Source organism: Mycolicibacterium grossiae (genome assembly GCF_008329645.1).
In the GTDB taxonomy this organism is placed as follows: Bacteria; Actinomycetota; Actinomycetes; order Mycobacteriales; family Mycobacteriaceae; genus Mycobacterium; species Mycobacterium grossiae.
Map to the genome: position 1 here is coordinate 2,271,781 of NZ_CP043474.1, position 18,226 is coordinate 2,290,006.

14 protein-coding genes and 1 pseudogene are annotated in these 18,226 nt (G+C 70.0%); 11 read left to right on the forward strand and 4 right to left on the reverse strand.

What is annotated here, in order from left to right; all coding sequences use genetic code 11:
• Positions 1–86: 86 nt before the first annotated feature.
• From FZ046_RS27395 to usfY, 7 genes and pseudogenes are all read left to right on the forward strand, one after another.
• Positions 87–857 (forward strand): annotated as a pseudogene (locus FZ046_RS27395) (GntR family transcriptional regulator); the annotation flags it as partial.
• 8 nt (positions 858–865) lie between these two features.
• The gene (locus FZ046_RS10845) at positions 866–1,093 is read left to right on the forward strand and encodes a 4Fe-4S dicluster domain-containing protein (protein WP_070351309.1); all 228 of its coding nucleotides are present in this window, start codon (positions 866–868) and stop codon (positions 1,091–1,093) included.
• A 13-nt stretch (positions 1,094–1,106) separates the two neighbouring features.
• Positions 1,107–2,528: an ABC transporter substrate-binding protein gene (locus FZ046_RS10850; RefSeq protein WP_070351310.1), complete on the forward strand. Its 1,422-nt coding sequence runs from the start codon at positions 1,107–1,109 to the stop codon at positions 2,526–2,528.
• A gap of 92 nt (positions 2,529–2,620) precedes the next feature.
• Positions 2,621–3,379: an ABC transporter permease gene (locus FZ046_RS10855; protein WP_246183027.1), complete on the forward strand. Its 759-nt coding sequence runs from the start codon at positions 2,621–2,623 to the stop codon at positions 3,377–3,379.
• Entirely contained in the window at positions 3,376–4,119 is a 744-nt protein-coding gene (locus FZ046_RS10860) for an ABC transporter ATP-binding protein (protein WP_070351311.1), read from the forward strand. Before FZ046_RS10855 ends, FZ046_RS10860 begins: the two co-directional genes overlap by 4 nt.
• Positions 4,119–6,791, forward strand: coding sequence for a fumarate reductase/succinate dehydrogenase flavoprotein subunit (locus tag FZ046_RS10865; RefSeq protein ID WP_070351312.1), 2,673 nt, complete (start codon positions 4,119–4,121; stop codon positions 6,789–6,791). Before FZ046_RS10860 ends, FZ046_RS10865 begins: the two co-directional genes overlap by 1 nt.
• Positions 6,792–6,864: 73 nt before the next feature.
• Positions 6,865–7,161, forward strand: coding sequence for a protein UsfY (gene usfY, locus FZ046_RS10870; RefSeq protein ID WP_070351374.1), 297 nt, complete (start codon positions 6,865–6,867; stop codon positions 7,159–7,161).
• On the opposite strand, the gene FZ046_RS10875 is transcribed toward usfY, so the two are convergent.
• The gene (locus FZ046_RS10875; RefSeq protein ID WP_070351313.1) at positions 7,158–7,514 is read right to left on the reverse strand and encodes a GNAT family N-acetyltransferase; all 357 of its coding nucleotides are present in this window, start codon (positions 7,512–7,514) and stop codon (positions 7,158–7,160) included. The genes usfY and FZ046_RS10875 overlap by 4 nt on opposite strands.
• A 57-nt stretch (positions 7,515–7,571) precedes the next feature.
• Between FZ046_RS10875 and FZ046_RS10880 the strand changes: the two genes are divergently transcribed.
• Positions 7,572–8,027, forward strand: a complete 456-nt coding sequence (locus FZ046_RS10880) for a carboxymuconolactone decarboxylase family protein (RefSeq protein WP_070351314.1) — start codon at positions 7,572–7,574, stop codon at positions 8,025–8,027.
• Between the two features lie 5 nt (positions 8,028–8,032).
• Here FZ046_RS10880 and FZ046_RS10885 read toward each other — a convergent pair whose 3' ends face one another.
• On the reverse strand, positions 8,033–8,728 hold the full coding sequence (locus FZ046_RS10885; RefSeq protein ID WP_246182963.1) for a TetR/AcrR family transcriptional regulator: 696 nt from the start codon (positions 8,726–8,728) through the stop codon (positions 8,033–8,035).
• 103 nt (positions 8,729–8,831) lie between these two features.
• Positions 8,832–14,369 (reverse strand): beta strand repeat-containing protein, encoded by a 5,538-nt coding sequence (locus tag FZ046_RS10890; RefSeq protein ID WP_149484246.1) that lies wholly within the window; start codon positions 14,367–14,369, stop codon positions 8,832–8,834.
• A gap of 100 nt (positions 14,370–14,469) precedes the next feature.
• Between FZ046_RS10890 and FZ046_RS10895 the strand changes: the two genes are divergently transcribed.
• Positions 14,470–14,919, forward strand: coding sequence for a hypothetical protein (locus FZ046_RS10895; protein WP_125939655.1), 450 nt, complete (start codon positions 14,470–14,472; stop codon positions 14,917–14,919).
• 587 nt (positions 14,920–15,506) lie between these two features.
• Here the strand turns inward: FZ046_RS10895 and FZ046_RS10900 are convergent.
• Positions 15,507–16,166, reverse strand: coding sequence for an SOUL family heme-binding protein (locus tag FZ046_RS10900; protein ID WP_070351318.1), 660 nt, complete (start codon positions 16,164–16,166; stop codon positions 15,507–15,509).
• 152 nt (positions 16,167–16,318) lie between these two features.
• Between FZ046_RS10900 and FZ046_RS10910 the strand changes: the two genes are divergently transcribed.
• Both FZ046_RS10910 and FZ046_RS10915 read left to right on the forward strand, forming a co-directional pair.
• On the forward strand, positions 16,319–17,308 hold the full coding sequence (locus FZ046_RS10910) for an NAD-dependent epimerase/dehydratase family protein (protein ID WP_070351319.1): 990 nt from the start codon (positions 16,319–16,321) through the stop codon (positions 17,306–17,308).
• Between the two features lie 191 nt (positions 17,309–17,499).
• Positions 17,500–18,225 carry a Crp/Fnr family transcriptional regulator gene (locus FZ046_RS10915; protein WP_070351320.1) on the forward strand — a complete coding sequence of 242 codons (726 nt, stop codon included), beginning with the start codon at positions 17,500–17,502 and terminating at the stop codon, positions 18,223–18,225.
• The last annotated feature ends 1 nt before the right edge of the window (position 18,226 follow it).

Here is an 18,226-nt window from a genome sequence, read left to right on the forward strand (position 1 = left end):
CAATCCGGTTGACCCGGAGCGCTGGTCGCTCGATCCGCCCGACGCCTGCGAGCAGCGCGGATACCGTTCCGCACCAGGTCAGTCACATGCCGAACAGCCCAGGGGAGGTGACCGTGGCCGCACCCGAGAGCGCCGGAGATCCGACGCCGATCCGCCGGCCCCGTGCCGACCAGGCGCGCCTCGTCGCCGACGTGCTCCGCCACCAGATCCACGCCGGTGGGTACGCCGACGGGCTGCCCACCGAGCAGGACCTCGCCGAAGAGTTCTTCGTCAGCCGCAACACCGTGCGCGAGGCGCTCGCGACGCTCAAGGACGAGGGTCTGATCGACCGCGGACCTCGGACGGGCACCCACGTCGCCGTCCGCAAGTACGACCACGGCCTCGACGCGCTCACCGGCCTAAAGGAGACCTTCAAGGGGTACGGCGAGATCCGCAACGAGGTCCGCGCCGCGATGACGGTCGCCGCCCCGCCGTCGGTGGCCACCAAGCTCCGGCTGCAGCCCGGCGAACAGGTCGTCTTCATCGAGCGGCTGCGCTACCTCGGCGACCTGCCGCTGAGCCTCGACATGACCTACCTCGCCCCCGACATCGGCCGCGACGTCCTCGACCACGACCTCGAGGGCAACGACGTCTTCGCCCTCATCGAGCACGTCACCGGCCAGCGTCTCGGCAACGCCAGCCTGGCCGTCGAAGCCGTTCCCGCCGAACCGCATTCGGCAGCCATCCTGCAGGTGCCCGACACCGCCAGCCTGCTGCTGCTGGAACGCCTCACCCACCTGGCCGACGGCCGACCCGTCGACCTCGAGTACATCCGCATGCGCGGCGACCGAATCACGCTGCGCGGCAACCTAGTCAGAGGAGAAAAATGGCCCAGGTCAACCAGCGCGTCGACGTCCCCGTCACCATCGACGAATCGCTCTGCATCGAGGGCTGCACCCTCTGCGTCGAGATTTGCCCGCTCGACTCCCTGGCCATCAACCCGGACAACGGCAAGGCGTACATGCACGTCGACGAGTGCTGGTACTGCGGCCCGTGCGCGGCCCGCTGTCCCACCGGCGCCGTCACCGTCAACATGCCCTACCTCATCCGCTAGCCCAGGAACGACCATGAAACGCACCCTCGCCGCACTGCTGACCGCCACGGCCGTCACCTCGCTGTCCGCCTGCTCACTCGACGAACAGACCCAGTCCGCCGACACCGTGAAGGTCGTCATCGGCTACCAGTCCAAGACCATCAACACCGTCACCGCCGGCACCCTGCTCAAGGCCAAGGGCTTCCTCGAGAAGCGCCTCGACGACCTCGGCAAGAGCACCGACAAGACCTATGACGTCGAGTGGCAGGACTACGACACCGGCGCCCCGATCACCGCTCAGATGGTGGCCGAGAAGATCGACATCGGTTCCATGGGCGACTACCCCATGCTCATCAACGGGTCCAAGACGCAGGCCAACGAGCGTGCCCGCACCGAACTCGTCTCCGCCACCGGCTACAGCCCGACCGGCGCGCTCAACATGGTGGTGGTCACCCCGGATTCGGCCGCTCGCAGCATCGCCGACCTCAAGGGGCAGAAGGTGTCCGCCAGCGTCGGCTCCGCCGGCCACGGCACGCTGGTCCGCGCGCTCGACAACGCCGGCATCGACCCCAAGACCGGCGTCGAGGTCCTCAACCAGCAGCCCCAGGTCGGGGCGTCGGCACTGGAATCCGGCCAGGCGCAGGCGCTCTCGCAGTTCGTCGCGTGGCCCGGCCTGCTGGTCTTCCAGAAGAAGGCCAAGCTGCTCTACGACGGCGCCGAGGGCGACTACCCGACGTGGCACGGCGTCGTCGTGCGTCGCGATTACGCCGGCCAGCACCCCGAGGTGCTCGACGCCTTCCTGCAGGCCCAACTCGACGCAACCGAGTTCCTCAACCAGCACCCGCTGGAATCGGCCAAGCTGGTCGCCGACGGCAGCGGCCTGCCGCAGGAGGTCGTCTACCTCTACAACGGCCCCGGCGGCACGAGTTTCGACACGACGCTCAAGCCCTCGTTGATCGATGCGCTCAAGGGCGACGTGCCCTACCTGAAGTCGATCGGTGACTTTGCCGACCTGAACGTCGACGGCTTCGTGAACAGCGATCCGTTGCAGAAGGCGTTCGCCGACAGGGGGCAGGACTACCAGGCCGCAGTGCAGAGCACCGCGAACCCGTCGGCATTGCGCGGCCAAGACCCCGTCTGCGGCACCGCCGTCACCGACGCGAAGCTCGCGGGCGAGCTATGGCTCGACGGGGCGAACACCACCCAGCCGGCCGCCACCCCGGACTGCCTGTTGCGCGCCATCCGCCAGGCGACCGCCGACGGCAAGACCGTCCGCGCGGCCTACGTGCCGGACACCGAATTCGGGACGCGCTGGTTCGCCGACGCGTCGGTCTGGGTGAAGGACGGGCAGCGCCATCTGCCGTTCGACACCGCCGCCGGTGCGCAGCGCTACACCGCCGCCCATCCCGGCGCCGCCATCGTCGACTACCAGCAGGCCCTGGCAGGTGCGGTGTGACTGCCGCCCCGGCAGTTCTGACCCCGGCCGAGCCGGCGGTCGCCGTCACCCCCGTCACCCGCGCCCGCCGCCGGAGCTGGCCAGCCTGGGCCGTGCGCGTGGCGTCGGTCGCCGCCGCGGTCGCACTCTGGCAGGTGTTGACCGTCAACGACGTTCGCTTCTGGTTGCGCTTCGACACGCTGCCGACCGTCACGGACATCGTGCACGCCTTTGGCGCCCGGCTCGGCACGCAGGACTACTGGCTCGACCTCGGCCAGTCGCTCATCCGAATCCTCACCGGGTTCGCGTTGGCGGCGGTCGCCGGCGTGGTCACCGGCATCCTGCTGGGGCGGTCACCCAGGTTCGCCAACGTGTTCGGGCCGCTGACCGAACTGGCGCGACCCATTCCAGCGATTGCGATCGTGCCCGTCGCGATCCTGCTGTTTCCCACCGACGAGGCGGGCATCGTGTTCATCACGTTCCTCGCCGCGTACTTCCCGATCATGGTCAGCACCCGGCACGCGGTCCGGGCGCTGCCGACGCTGTGGGAGGACTCCGTACGCACGCTCGGCGGCAGCCGGTGGGACGTCATCAGCCGGGTCGTGCTGCCGGGCATCCTGCCCGGCGTCTTCGGCGGCCTGAGCGTCGGCATCGGCGTGGCCTGGATCTGCGTCATCTCCGCCGAGATGATCTCCGGCCGCCTCGGCGTCGGCTACCGCACGTGGCAGGCCTACACCGTGCTGGCCTACCCCGACGTCTTCGTCGGCATCATCACCATCGGCGTCCTCGGGTTCGTCACCTCGGCGGCCGTCGAACTCCTCGGCCGCCGGGTGACGCGGTGGCTGCCGCGGGCCGAGGAGAATACGCGATGAGCGGCATGGCCCTTCGGCTGCACGACGTCACCCTGAGCTACGGCGGCGCGCCCGTCGTCGACGGGCTCGACCTCACCGTGGCGCCCGGCGAGATCCTGGTGCTCACCGGCCCGTCCGGCTGCGGCAAGTCCACGGTGCTGCGGGCGCTCGCCGGCCTACTGTCGCCCGATGGCGGCGACGTGCTCGCCGACGGGGTCCGCGTCACCGGCACGTCGCGCGACCGCGCCATGGTGTTCCAGGACAACGCGCTGCTGCCGTGGCGCACCGTGCGGTCGAACGTCGACCTCGCCCTGAAGTTGGCCGGCCGACCCCGCCAGGGTCGCCGCGAGGAAGCCCTGAAGTGGATCGCCGACGTGGGGTTGACCGGGTTCGAGGACTACCTGCCCAAGAGCCTGTCGGGCGGCATGCGTCAGCGCGTGCAGTTGGCCCGCGGACTCGCCGGGGCGCCGCGCGCGGTGATGATGGACGAGCCGTTCGGCGCGCTGGACACGCAGACCCGAACGACCATGCAGCGCCTGCTGATCGACACCTGGCGGGCGCACCCGACCACCGTCGTGTTCGTCACCCATGACGTCGACGAGGCGCTGCTCCTTGGCGACCGGATCGCCGTCCTTGGGCGGGCCGGGCAGCCACTGCGCGCCCTGCTCGACGTCCCCTCCCCGCGTGACGCGGCGACCAACCGCACCGCCCTGCGCGCCGACGTCATCGCCGCCCTCGACTATTCGGAGCTCGTTTCCTGATGCAGATCCCCTCCCTCGACGACGCCATCCGCCTGGACTGCGACGTCCTCGTCATCGGCGGCGGCACCGCCGGCACCATGGCCGCATTGACGGCCGCCGAGCACGGCGCCCGAGTGCTGCTGCTGGAGAAGGCCCACGTCCGGCACTCCGGCGCGCTGGCGATGGGCATGGACGGCGTGAACAACGCCGTCATTCCCGGCAAGGCAACGCCCGAGGACTACGTCGCCGAGATCACCCGCGCCAACGACGGAATCGTCAACCAGCGCACCGTCTATCAGACCGCGACCCGCGGCTTCGCCATGGTGCAGCGGCTCGAGCGCTACGGCGTCAAGTTCGAGAAGGACGAGCACGGTGAGTACGCGGTGCGCCGGGTGCACCGCTCCGGCTCGTACGTGCTGCCGATGCCCGAGGGCAAGGACGTCAAGAAGGCGCTGTACCGGGTGCTGCGGCAACGCGCGATGCGGGAGAAGATCCGCATCGAGAACCGGCTGGTGCCCGTCCGCGTGCTGACCGACCAGGGCCGGGCGGTCGGCGCAGCCGCACTGAACAGCCGCACCGGTGAATTCGTCGTCGTCGGCGCGAAGGCCGTGATCCTCGCGACCGGCCCGTGCGGGCGGCTCGGCCTACCCGCATCGGGCTACCTGTACGGCACCTACGAGAACCCGACGAACGCCGGCGACGGCTACTCGATGGCCTTTCACGCCGGCGCGGAACTCTCCGGCATCGAGTGCTTCCAGATCAACCCACTCATCAAGGACTACAACGGACCGGCCTGCGCCTACGTCGCCAACCCGTTCGGCGGCTACCAGGTCAACGCGCAAGGTGAGCGGTTCGTCGACTCGGACTACTGGTCCGGGCAGATGATGGCCGAGGTGAAGGAGGAGATCGAGTCCGCGCGCGGGCCCATCTACCTCAAGGTGAGCCACCTGCCGGACGAGACGCTGTCGACGCTCGAGGGGATCCTGCACACCACCGAGCGCCCGACGCGCGGCACCTTCCACGCCAACCGCGGACACGACTACCGCACGCACGACATCGAGATGCACATCTCCGAAATCGGTTTGTGCAGCGGTCATTCCGCGTCGGGGGTGTGGGTGGACGAGAACGCCCGCACCACCGTCCCCGGGCTGTACGCGGCGGGGGACCTGGCGTGCGTGCCGCACAACTACATGATCGGCGCCTTCGTGTACGGCGAGCTGGCCGGCGCGCACGCGGCGACCACACCCGCCGACGCGCCGGATGCGTTGCCCGCCGACCAGATCGCCGCGGCGCACGAGCTGATCTACCGGCCGCTGCGCCACCCGGACGGCCCGCCGCAGCCACAGGTCGAGTACAAGCTGCGACGGTTCGTCAACGACTACGTCGCGCCGCCGAAGACCGCCTCGAAGCTGTCCCTGGCCGTGGAGACGTTCGACCGGATGCGCGACGAGGTGGCCGGCATCGGGGCGCGGACGCCGCATGAGCTGATGCGCGCGGTCGAGGTGTCATTCATCCGGGACTGCGCCGAGATGGCCGCCCGGTCGAGCCTCACTCGGACCGAATCACGGTGGGGGCTCTACCACGACCGCAGTGACGTCCCCGAGCGCGACGACGTCGAGTGGCGCTACCACCTGAACCTCCGCAAGACCGCCGACGGGGACATGGAGTTCCTCAAGCGCCCCGTCGCCCCGTACTTCGTGCCGGTGCCCGGTCTCGACGACATCCCGAGCGCCGAGACCGAGCCCGTGGTCGTCGCGCAACCGGAGCTGGTCGGCGGGCAGGCGCCGTCGTCGGAGCGGTCGCGCATCGACAGCGGTCCGGTGCAGCCGCCGTCACCGCGCATCGCTGCGGTGCTGGCACTCGACGAGCCCACCATCGACGACCTGACGCCGTATCTAGGTGACGACGATCCGGGCGTGCGCCGCACCGCCGTCGACGTGCTCACCGAACACCTTTGCGACGGTTACGGTTCGGCGCTCGTCACGGCGCTGGGTGATCCGTCCGGCGAGGTGCGCCGCGTGGCTGCCGACGCGATCCGTGAACTGGTGGAGGTGCTGCCGGAGCCGGCCTCGGTGGCGCCGCTGCTGAACTCCGGCGACGCCATGGTCCGCGGTGCGGCGATCTACGTCCTCAGCTCGCGCCGCGCCGGTGACCCCGGCGGCTACCGGACGGCGCTGGCCGACGCCGATCACCGGGTCCGCATCGAGGCGGTACGCGCGCTGGTGTCGGTCGACGATGCCACCGGCGTCGCCGGGGCCCGCGACGACGCCAACCGCGAGGTTCGCATCGCCGTCGCCAACGGCCTGGGCACGCTGGGTACGGGCGTCGACACCGTTCGCGGTCTGGCCGACGACCCCGATCCGCTGGTGCGGGCCGCGGCGCTGGCGGCGTTGGGTGCGGTCGGATGGGACGACGCCGACGCCGCGACGGTCGAAGGGGCGCTCGCGGCTTCGGCGTGGCAGATCCGCCAGGGCGCAGCGCGCGCCCTGGCCGGCGCGCCGTCGCCGTCGGCCGCGGTACCGCCGCTGTCCCGGGCGCTCGCCGACCCGCACCTCGACGTCCGCAAGGCCGCCGTGTTGAGCCTCACGCGCTGGGCGGCGTCGGAGGATGCGGCGCGTGCCGCGTTGACCGGGGCGCTCGACGACGGTGACGCGGACGTCCGCGCCTACGCCCGGCAGGCGTTGGCGACGTAGCGTCACGATCGCGTCATGTGATGTGGATCACAACGAGCGTATCCTGAAGGCATCCTCGCGAAGGGAGATGCCCATGAAGGGTGCACATCGAGATCCCATCGACCATGCGCGGACCTGCCAACCGCGGGCGGGCGAATCGTTCATCGACACGCTCTGGCTGCCGGGCCTCATCCTGATCGGGCTCGGCACGGCGATGATCGCCGGCTTCGTCGCGGCGACCGCGTACGGACGGTTCGACCTGCAGCTGCCGCTCGGGCTGATCGCCGGTGCGCTGGTCACCGCCGGTGGAGTCCTCGTCGCGCTCGAACACCACCGCGTGGTGCGCGTCGAGCGGCAGTGGGAGGCCGACCACCCGCGCCGGGTGGCCTAGCGGAGGTCCGGCGCGCCGACGCGCTCGCGGAGCCACGCGAGGACCTCGCGCGTCGGACGGTCGACCACGTCGGCGTACTCGTCGTGCTTCTTCACGTACGCGGCGACCGTCGGGCACACCGGCACGATGCGCAGGCCGTCGCCGCGCGTGGCCGCCAACGCCTCGGCGATGACGATGGTCGCGAGGCCGCGTCCGCCGAACGCATCGTCGACCTCGGTGTGGTAGAAGATCCGCGCACCGTCGCGGTCAGCGAAGGCGGTGAGGCCTACCGGATTTCCGTCGACGAGGACGGCGTAGTCGCCCTCGCGGCGGACCACCTCGACGGGTGCACCGGTCTTGTCGGTCAACGGCATGATGCTCCTCGGGCCCACGTACGATCGCAGCCGATCGTATCGACCAGAAGGCGCGTGATGGACACCAAGCACGTCTACATCGACAAGCAGCATCCGTCGAACTACAAGTCGCTGGTCGGGGTGGCCACCAGCGTCGGCGACGCCGCCGCCGCGGCGGGCCTGACCCGGGACCTCGTCGAACTCCTCAACGTGCGGGTGTCACAGATCAACGGCTGCCCGACGTGTCTCGAGGTGCACATCCGCAAGGCGTCGGCCGCGGGGGTCAGCGTCGCCAAGCTCGCCACGCTCTCGGTGTGGCGTGACACCGACCTCTTCGACGACCGCGAGCAGGCGGCGCTGCGCCTGGCCGAGATCACCACCACGCTGCCCGACCACGACATCGCCGATCGCGAGTACGGCCGTGCCCGTCAGGTGCTGACCGACGACGAACTCTCCGCCGTCATCTGGGTGGCCACCGCGATGAACGCCTTCAACCGGGTCTCGATCCTCAGCCGGCACCCGGTCAAGCCCTGATCCTCTCAGAGGCGTGCGTCGGTCGCCCTCGCGACGCTGCGGTCCAGGTGGAGTCTCGCAGCCAGCGCGAGGATGGGTTCGTGCAGTGCCAGGACGCCCGCCACGTCGCCGTCGATGAGCGCTTGCGTCACGAGGGTGGAGGTGGTGGCCACCAATGACTGGCACGCGAAGACGTCCCGCTTGCTCCGTGCTGCGAAGACCGCCGCCACGCCATCGACGAACGCCCCTTGCATGCGCAATCGGCGTTGCATGGCCTCCGCTCCTGCCGCATACGTCTCGACGAGGTAGACGCGCGACGTCACGGGGTGTGCGGCGATTGCCGCGAGGTAGGCGCCGAGCATGACCTCGAAGCGTTCCATCGGTGTTCCGCCGCGGGGCGCCGCGACGACGGTGGCCACCATCCGTTCCTGCAGACGTGCGTATCCCGCCATGAAGCAGTCCTGCTTCGAGGAGAAGTACTCGTAGAACGTCGGCCGGGAGACGTGGGCACGGGTAATGATGTCGGACACGGTCGTGTTGGCGAAGCCCTTCTCCGCCATCACCGTTGCCATCGCCTCGAAGATCCTTCGCCGTTGATGTGCAGCGACCTCGTCGCGAGTCATGTGGTGGCGGCCGGCGGGAAGCCTCTCCATGACGTCGGCGTCGATCGTCCGCCGGTCCAGTGCAGGCCGGGCGGAGACGGACTTCGTCGCACGTGCCACCCGGCGATCATAGACCGGTCATCGTTGCAAAGCGTTGTGAGTGAACGTCTTTGCGTCGTCAACGACCGCGGCCAGCGCTGCAGCCACCGGAGCGGAACGCGCGTCAGACGGTCACGGAGCCGTTGGACGTCGGGCTGGCGAGGTCGACGAGGAAGACACCGGCGTCGGTCTGCTGGTAGGCGCCGGTCGCGTCGACCACCGTGGACACGGTGGCGGTACCGGGCACCGTGACCGTCCGTGACGTGCCATCGGCACGGACCACGGTGACCGTCGTCGTGCTGCCGCTCACCGACGTCGTGTAGTACGCATCGGATCCGGCGACGAGGGAGCCCACGGGTCGGCCCGGCAGCCCGATCACCGTCGCCGTTCCGTCCGGCTGGACGACCGTGACGCGGTAGTCGTTGCCGATGCGGTGCGCGATCACGAACGCGCCACTGGCCGGGTCCACGAAGGAATCACCGGGTAGACCGATCGCGGTGCTCACTGCGGTGTTAGCACCCACGACGGTGACCGCGACGTTGCCCGCGGCGTCCCGGCTGACGACGTAGACCGCGGTGGGCGCTGCGTCGAGATCCGGCCCGTCGACGACGACCCCGGGGAGTCCGACGACCCGCGCCGTACCATCCGGCGCGATGACGGTCACGGCATCGGTCGATCCCGTCCGTACCGTGAGATACGTTGCCCCGGAGACGGAGTCGACGACGACGCCGTTCCTGGGTGCGCCGCCGAGCAGCGTGTTCCGTACCGTCCCGTTCTCGTCGACCGTGCGATACACGTACGTCGAGGACGTCGGGTCGGCGACGACGAAGCCAACGCGGCGATTCGTCGCGTCGGTGGCGAGGTCCTCGGGTCGCAGACCGTCGGGAACGGCGACGGTGGGCAGCGTCGTGAGCGACGAATTCAGGACGGTCAGCCAACTGGTGCGGCCGGCGTCGCTGATCACGTAGGCGACACCCGACGATGCGACGACGGGCTGCCCGACGGGTGCACCCGGCAGGTCGGTGCTCAAGACCGTCAGGGATCGACCGCTCGACCCGATGATCGAGACACGGTACGTGCGCTCACCGGAAGTGCCAGGGAGGGTGGTGAACTGAATGATCGTGCCGGAGTCGTCGACGATCGGGGCGATGGACGCGCCCAGTCCGTCGATGGCCGATCCGCGTAGCGTCGCCTTCATGATCGTGCCGTCGCGGTACACGACGACCGCGGTCGCCGGGTTGCCGGCGGTGTCGGTGTAGCCGACGGTGATCACCGAACCGACCACCTGCATCGTCGAGCGATCGGGCGCGCCGGTGAAGGAGGTACGGGTGACGGTCGTCGACGGGTGGACGTTGCCCGTGGCCGCAAGCGTCGTCTTCTCGATGGCCACACTCCAGTCGGCGCTGAAGTCCGAGAACACGGTGGCCGAGTAGACGTCCAACGAGCCGTCGGGATTGCCGACGACGTCGCCGATGGGCGTGCCGCTGAAGGTGGTGACCCGCGAGGTGCCATCGGACTTCAGGGCCATCAGCGCTTGGGTGCCCGCCCCGGTGATGGTCCTGATCGCGAGCGTGTTGCGTTGCACCTCGGCCGCATCGACCAGCGAGCCACCCAGTCGCACCGTGCTGGTGGTTCCGTCGGTGCGGATGACGACGACGGAGGTGTAGCCGAATTGGCTGTTCGTGAACGCGAAGAGGCTGCCGTCATCGGTCTGTCGGAAGATCGGCGTCGATTCGGCCAGCTCGACGGTCGAAGCGCCCGCGAGGGACACGACGGTGACCGCGTGCGTCTCGGCGGTAGGAGCCGACACCACCAGGACCGTTCCGGTTGCCTGATCGACGAAGGTGTCGGTCGGCTCACCGGGCAGCACCGTCGAGATCGCGCCCGTGGGTCCGACCAGCGTCACGGCATGAGAGCCATCAGCCGAGCGCGTGTACTGGTAGAGGTTGTCGCCGGCCGATGACGGCTCGCCGATCGGCGTGCCCGGCAGTGCCACGGCGCGCGGTTGACCGCCGCGTTCGACGATGACGAGCGCGTAGGCTCCGGCGGCGTTGCGGACCGTGACGTAGGCGACGCCCGCATCGGCGTCGACGAAGGGGGTGCCGACGATGGTGGATCCGGTGGGCGTTCCGAAGATCGCCGCGACGGGTGCAGGGGACACCGATGGTGTCACCGTGACGGTTTGCGAGGACACGCCGTCGCTCACCCGAATGGTGAACACGTCGACGTCGTCGGCGGTGCCGACCGTCGCGAACGCCGCCAGCCTGTCGACGGGATCGGGTGTGTAGGTGAAGGTCCCGTCGGCGGCCAGTCGCACCGTGCCGTACGTGGGAGCCGATGCCACGGAGAACATCAGGCCCTGCCGGGTGGTGTTGATCGCGCCGTCGATGGCGGCGGATCCGGTGGTGGGCGAGCCGAGTGTCACGGGGGTGGCTGGGTCGACGATGACGGGCGGCGTGACGGTGATGGTCACCGTGCCGGTGTCGCTGGACGAGCCGTCGGACACCGTGAAGACGAACGAATCCTCGCCCACGAAACCGGATCGCGGTGTGTAGGTGAACGCACCATTCGATGAGACGACCACCGTTCCATTGGCGGTGGTGCCGGCGGCGCTGAAGAGGGGTTGCGGGCCGTCGGGGTCGGTCACGGTCAGCGTGCCCGACACGGCGGTGTCGCGCAGCGTCGTGAACGTTGCGTCGCCCGCCACCGGAGCGGCGTTCACGGCGACGACGACGATGGACGCCGAGCCCCTGACGGTGTTCGTGCCGTCCGACACGTCGTAGGCGATCACCGTCGTTCCCGCCGCGTTCGAGGTGAAGGTGAACGAGCCGTCGGTAGCCAAGGTCAACGTCCCGGAACCCTGCTGCCCGACGAACGCGTAGGTGAGGGTGTCCCCATTGGCATCGACGTCGTTGGTGGCGAGGCTCGCCTGCAGCGGCTTGCCGGCGTCGACGGTGAAGACGTCGCGGCCGAGGACCGGAGCCACGTTCACGGGCTTGATGGTCACCGTGACCGGGACGGTGATCGATCCGCCGTAGCCGTCGGATACTCCCACCGTGAAGGTGTCGGTGCGTGCCGTCGGGTCGGTGACCGCGGCGAGTTGCGCGGCCGGCGTCGGGCGGTACGTGAACGACCCGTCGGCGGCGACGGTGACCGAGCCGCGGGTCGGCGTACTCGCCACGAAGGTGAGCGGATCGCGGTCGGCGTCGGTGACGTTGAGGTTGCCGGTGACGAGACCATCGGCGGCGGGCGTGCCCGCGGTGGCGCCGGTCGACGTGGGGACTGCGTTGCGCTTGCCGACGGTGACGACGACGGTCACCGTGCGCGTGCCGCCGAGTCCGTCGGCGACCGTCACCGAGAACGAGTCGGTCGACGTCGACGACGGTGCGCCCACGGCGGCGGCAGCGTGGCGGGCGGCGTCGGTGGGGCGGTAGGTGAAGGTGCCGTCGGCGCCGACGGTGAAGGTGCCCTTGGTGGTGCTGCCGCTGGTCGGGGTGTAGCTCAGGACGTTGCCGTCGGGGTCGGTCACTCCGAGCGTGCCCGTCACGACGCCCGTCGTGACGTTCGGGGTCGACACCGTGGGCGGGCGGACGCCGATTGGTGCCGCGTTCACGTTCGCGGACACCACCTTCAGCACCGACACGGACCCGACGGTGAAGTTCGACGTGAAGGCCGTGCCGTCGGGGGTAAACGCCACGTACTGGGGAGTCTGGCCGACCTGCACCGGCGCGCCGATGGTCGCGCCCGTCGCCGTGTCCACCACCGCGACCTGACCGTTGGTGAGCGTCACGTACGCAACGGACCCGTCCGGACTCACCCGGACGCCGCGGGATGCCGCACCGAGGGCCACCTCCCGTTGGGTTCCGCTCACCGTGTCGACGATGGTCAGCGTGGTCCCACTGTTGTTCGTCACGAAGACGTGACGACCGTCGGCGCTGACGTCGAGGCCGGTCGGATTGGTGCCGAGTGCTCGCTCGTCGACGACGGTGTTCGTGGCGGTGTCGATGACGGCGAGGCCGGCGCCGCCGGTGTTGCGCGTGACGTAGACGTAGCGGCCGTCCGGGCTTGCGGCGATGTTGTTCGGCCCGACCGTTCCCGGGAGGTCGACGTACCGCACGTTCGTGACGTCGGTCGGGTCGATGATGGCCACGCGGTTGGCGTTGGTGCCGCGGGTGGTCACGTAGACGAGGCGTTCACCGCTCGGCAGCGTGACCTCGAGGAGGTCGCGCGCCGTGCCGCCGACCCGGACCGGCGTCTGCGTGCCGGTAGTGGTGTCGACGATGACCACCGTCCCGTTGCCGCCGTTGCCCGCGGACACGTAGACGCGGCCGTCGCTGCCTGCGTCGAGGTACTCCGTCTCCGTGACGCCGGTGATCTGCAGTGTGCCCACGACGGTGTTGGTGGTGGGATCGATCGTCTTGAGCACGCCGTCACGGCCGATGACGTACACCCGCGTGGCGGTGGCGTCGACGTCGATGATGCTCGAGCCCGTCGGGATGCTGTCGACGACCACGAGGCGCGCCGGGTCGATCTCGGCGGTGATGGTGATCGGTGTGCTGGCCGCACCGTCGGAGGCAGTAATGGTGAAGGTGCGCGAATCGGCGCCCGGCGTGAGGTTGGCCTGCAGGCGGTCGGCCACGGTCGGGGTGAAGACGTACCGACCGGTGACCGCGTCGAAGGTGACGCGACCCGACGACGGCTGCGTCACGGTGTAGGTCAGGGTCGGGCTGTCGACGTCGGTGAAACCGACGGTGCCCGTGACGCTTCCGGTGGCGTAATCCACGGACTGCGGGCCGGGCGCGGCCACCGGCGCATCGTTGACGGCCCGGACGGTGATCGTCGCCGTGGCCGTCGCGGTGGCGCCGGCACGATCGCTGAAGGAGTAGGTGAAGGAGTCGGTGCCGAAGAAGTTCCCCGACGGGGTGTAGTCGAAGGTGCCGTCGGGGCGAAGGACGAGGGATCCCTGAGTGGTGGAGCTGACGACGCCGTAGCTGCGGGTGTCGCCCTGGTTGGGGTCGGCGTCGTTGAGCGAGACGTCACCCGTCAAGGGAGTGTCCTCGTCGACGGAGAAGGCATCGTCGCGAGCGATGGGGTTCTGGTTGATCGGCGTGACGGCGACGGTGATCACTCGACGCGTCGCAGGTGGTGTGGTGAGGGCGAGGAGCGCCCCGACGAGGTCGAGGCGTGCCAGCGCCGCTCCGACGTCCTGGAGGTGCAGTCCCGTTCCGGCGCTGGTGGCGGTCAGCGTGAACGAGTCGACGCCTCCGGTGCGGGCCAGTTCGACGGTCGGGGTGTAGGTGAAGGTGCCGTCGGGCCGTACGACGACGCTGCCGCCGTTGACCGGCGTCGACGTCGACACCGTCACCGGGTCGCCGTCCCGATCGGTGATCACGACGCGTCCCGAGACGGCTCCGTTGACGTCCTGGCTGTTGCCCGTCGCGGTGTAGGCGACCGTCGGGGCGGAGTTGAAGAAATTGCGGTCGATCTCGCGGCGCACCCAGGCCAGGACGGCGAACAGGGTGGGCGGCGGCGCCGGCGCCGCCGGACCGGGGGCGAGCAGGGGCGACAGCGCCACGGCGAGTAGTCCGGCCGCGGCGTTCAGGAAGGTGCCGGGCAGTCGCACAAGGGCTTGCAGCGGGTCGACGGGCGCAGCGGCGGGCACGACCGTGAAGGTCGCCGTCTGAGCCATTGCAGTGGACGCGCCCGCCGCGGGGCTCGCCGTCACCGTCTGCGCCGCAACGGAATCGCGAGCGGTGGCTGCGGTGTCCGGACGGACGGCCACTGGGGCCGTCGCGGCGGCGGTCGCGCGTGCCGGGGAATCGCCGCGAGTCAGGGGTGACGGTGCGCTGCGAGGTGCGCTCTCGCTCGACGGGATCGTGGACGTCGGCGAGGTGGTCGGCGCTGCTTCCTCGGAGGTCGGTGTCGGGGCGACGCCGTCAGCTGGAGCCGGGGCCGGCGGTGACGGCGTGGCCGACTCCGTGCCGTCGGCGGCGCCGGACGTCGGGTCCGTCGGTTCGGGCGAGGTCGACGGCGCAGATGGTTCGGCGTCGTCGGCCTTCTCGCCGGTGACGCGCTCGGACGTCAACGCACCACCGGAGCTGCTCACCGAGGACGTCGGCGACGTGCTTCCGGAGGTGGATGTGGTGCTCGACGTTCCGGCTGCGGACGTCGTGGTCGTGCCTCCGGTGGCGGCGGCGCTCGACGTCGTCTGACCGGTCGTGGTCGAGGAGGTGGCAGAACTCGCCGTGGACGGGCCGTCCGCGGATTCCGTCGATCCGGTGGAGTTCGGGCCGGAGGACGTGTCCGCGGCCGGCTCGGCGACGGCGACCGGGACGCCGTGTGTCGTCGCCCATCCCACTCCCAGTGCGACTGCGAGAGCGCCGACGCGACCGACGTACCTGCTGTGACCCATGACTTCCCCCGTGGCCGAATGCTTTCAAAGCACACAGCAGGGTGTCGCTGCATGGTTTGCTCGCGCATATACAAACATGCATGTTTGTCGTGGTCAAGGGTCGGGTACGGCGCGGGCCGAGGTGGTTAGCCAACCTCACGAAGAGCGTCCCGCGGCGCGCGGCCTCGGCGGGCGGTGCCGGTCAAACGTGCAGGCGACGAGCCAACTTCGCTGAAGTCACCGATGTGGAGCACCGCCGACGCCGCCGTCAGCCCACGGTCGACGGCTCACCAGGGCAAGGCACGCGGAGAACGCCTCGACGATGAATGCGGGGTGGTGAAATTTGCCGCGCATGATCCCGCACGAGCGGGTGCCGCGTAGCGGAATGCGGAGATCGCCCCAGAGTGGTCAGGCTTTGACCGGCACTGCGATCTCGTTGCGCCGTAGGAACGGCACCGTCCACGGCGGGTCGTAGAACCATGCGGCGGGCTCGCCGTCGGTCTCGAAGCCGTACTGGCGCAGCACGTCCATCAGCTCGGCGGTCTTCGCCGCCACGGTCTTGGGGCCGCGGTCACCGCTGAAGCGCAGTACCGCGTACGCCTGGGGCGGCACCTCGACCAGCCGGACGCGGTCGTCGATGGGCGTGGGCAGCGTGTCCAGCGTCCACGCCGACGGCATGAAGAAGCGGATCACCCACCCGACGCCCACCTCGACGTCCTGCGCGGCCTGCGCGACCGGGGCGGTCATCGCGATCTTCGTTCCCGTTGTCGACTGCGCCACCGGTGCCGTCATCGCGACCCGGTTCGAGCGGCCGTCCGCGGAGGTGTTGCGCCCGAAGATGTAGCCGGCAAGTCGGCGGAAGCCCTCGCTGCGTGCCTCGTTCTCGTCGGCCTCCCCGGCGGCAACGGTGGTCTCCGCAGCGATCCGCGCGTCGTAGCGCCGCAATTCGACGCTTCCCGCGATGCGCTCGCTGCTATGTGCCGGCTCCTCGGTGCCGACCCGGATGCCGACGATCGTCAGCACCGACTCGGCGGTCTGCTCGATCAGCGACGTGATGCGATTGAGCACGGTTCCTCCCTGCTGAACTCCGGTTGTCAGGTATCCACGACGTCGACATCTCATGCGCGCCGCGGGTGACGAATTCCTGACGGGCTCGTCGCGCGGGTGCGCTACGGTTCGGACGGTCTCGCCGGAACGCCGGCGCCGGCGTGGGAGGTCGTATGCGGGTACTGGTCACCGGAGGCACCGGCTTCGTCGGCGCGTGGACGGCCAAGTCCGCCCAGGACGCCGGCCACCAGGTCCGATTCCTGGTGCGCAACCCCGACCGACTGCGGACGAGTGCGGCGAAGATCGGCGTGGACATCGGTGACCACATCGTCGGCGACATCGCCGATCGCGCATCGACCGACTCCGCGCTGGACGGCTGCGACGCCGTGATCCATTGCGCGGCAATGGTGTCGACCGATCCGAGCCGTGCGGACGAGATGCTGCACACCAACCTCGAAGGCGCGCGCAACGTACTGGGCGGCGCGGTTGCCGCCGGCATCGACCCCATCGTGCACGTCTCGAGCTTCACGGCGTTGTTCCGCCCGGGGCTCGAGGTTTTGACCGCCGAGCTACCCGTCGTCGGCGGGTCCGACGGCTATGGCAAGTCCAAGGCGGTCGTCGAGGCGTACGCCCGCGGTCTACAGGACGCCGGTGCCCCGGTGAGCATCACCTACCCGGGGATGGTGCTCGGGCCCGGCGCCGGTGACCAGTTCGGCGAAGCGGCCGAGGGCGTCGAGGCGGCGATCAAGATGCGGGGCGTGCCGGGCCGCGGCGCCGCGTGGATCGTGATCGACGTGCGCGACCTCGCCGCCCTGCACGTCGCGCTCCTCGAACCGGGCAAGGGGCCGCGGAAGTACATGGCGGGCGGGCGGCGCGTCCCGGTCGACGAACTCGCCGCGCTGCTGGGCCAGGCCGCCGACCGCAGTCTGCTGGTGCTGCCGGTCCCCGACGTGGGATTGCGTGCGCTCGGCCAACTCTTCGACGTCGTCGGAAGCCGGCTGCCCTTCGACACCCCGATCGATTCGGCGGCCATGCAGTACTACACCCAGATGCCGGCCTCGGACGACGGGCCCGCCGCACGTGAACTCGGGATCGTCCAGCGCGACTGCGCGGAGACCATCGCCGACACGGTGGCCGGCTTGCGGAGCGTCGGCCGCCTCTAGACGGGCGCACACGCACCGGCTCCCTCGTCCGGTGGCGTCTCGACGCGGTACTGTTGGCCACATCGTTCAGAAGTGGCCTAGGAGTCCAATGGAGTCGATGAGAGTCTGCCCGTCCGGATCACGCGAGCCATGACGACGCTCGTGCTGACGCCGGGATCGTCGCGCTGAGCGTCGCGTAGGGGAGCGCTGCGGTGACCGACGGCCGGGACGATCCGGTGACGCGTGCGGCGATCTTCCATGGTCTTGCGCCGACCGTCGTCTCCCGTGTCCTGGCCGCCGCCGAACCGGTGGCGTTTCCGCGGGGGCACACCATCCTGCGCGAAGGCGACGCGGGGGACTTGCTCTACGTCATCGGGGTCGGGCACGTGAAGGTGCAGTGCGGTGGCGCCACCGGTCGCCGGACGTTGATCGCGCTTCTCGGACCATCCGACGTCTTCGGGGAACTCGCCGTGCTCGATCCCGGGCCGCGTTCGGCGACGGTGCGAGCGCACACCGATGTCCGGGCGTCGGCCATCCGTCGCGCCGCGCTCGAGGCGGCCATGTACGCGCATCCCGAACTCGCCGAGCGTCTCTCGTGCCTGCTGGCCCAACGCATCCGCCGCACGGCGGCGAAGGTGAGCGAGACCGTCGACAACGACATCGTCGGGAGGGTCGCTGCGACGCTGCTCGAACTGGCCCGCGTGATGGGCCGGCCCGAGGCGGGCGTCGTGGTCGTGGATCACGGTCTGACGCAGGAAGAACTCAGTCAGTTGGTCGGCTCGCGGCGCGAGAGCGTCAACCAGGCCCTGAAGGCACTGGCCCGACGCGGCTGGATCGTCTCGGCGGCGGGGACGGTGACGATAGTGCAGGGAGCCCGCCTCGCGAAGCGTGGCCGCGTCGCCACCGCCTGCCGACCGCCGTCATCGACGACGCGATGAC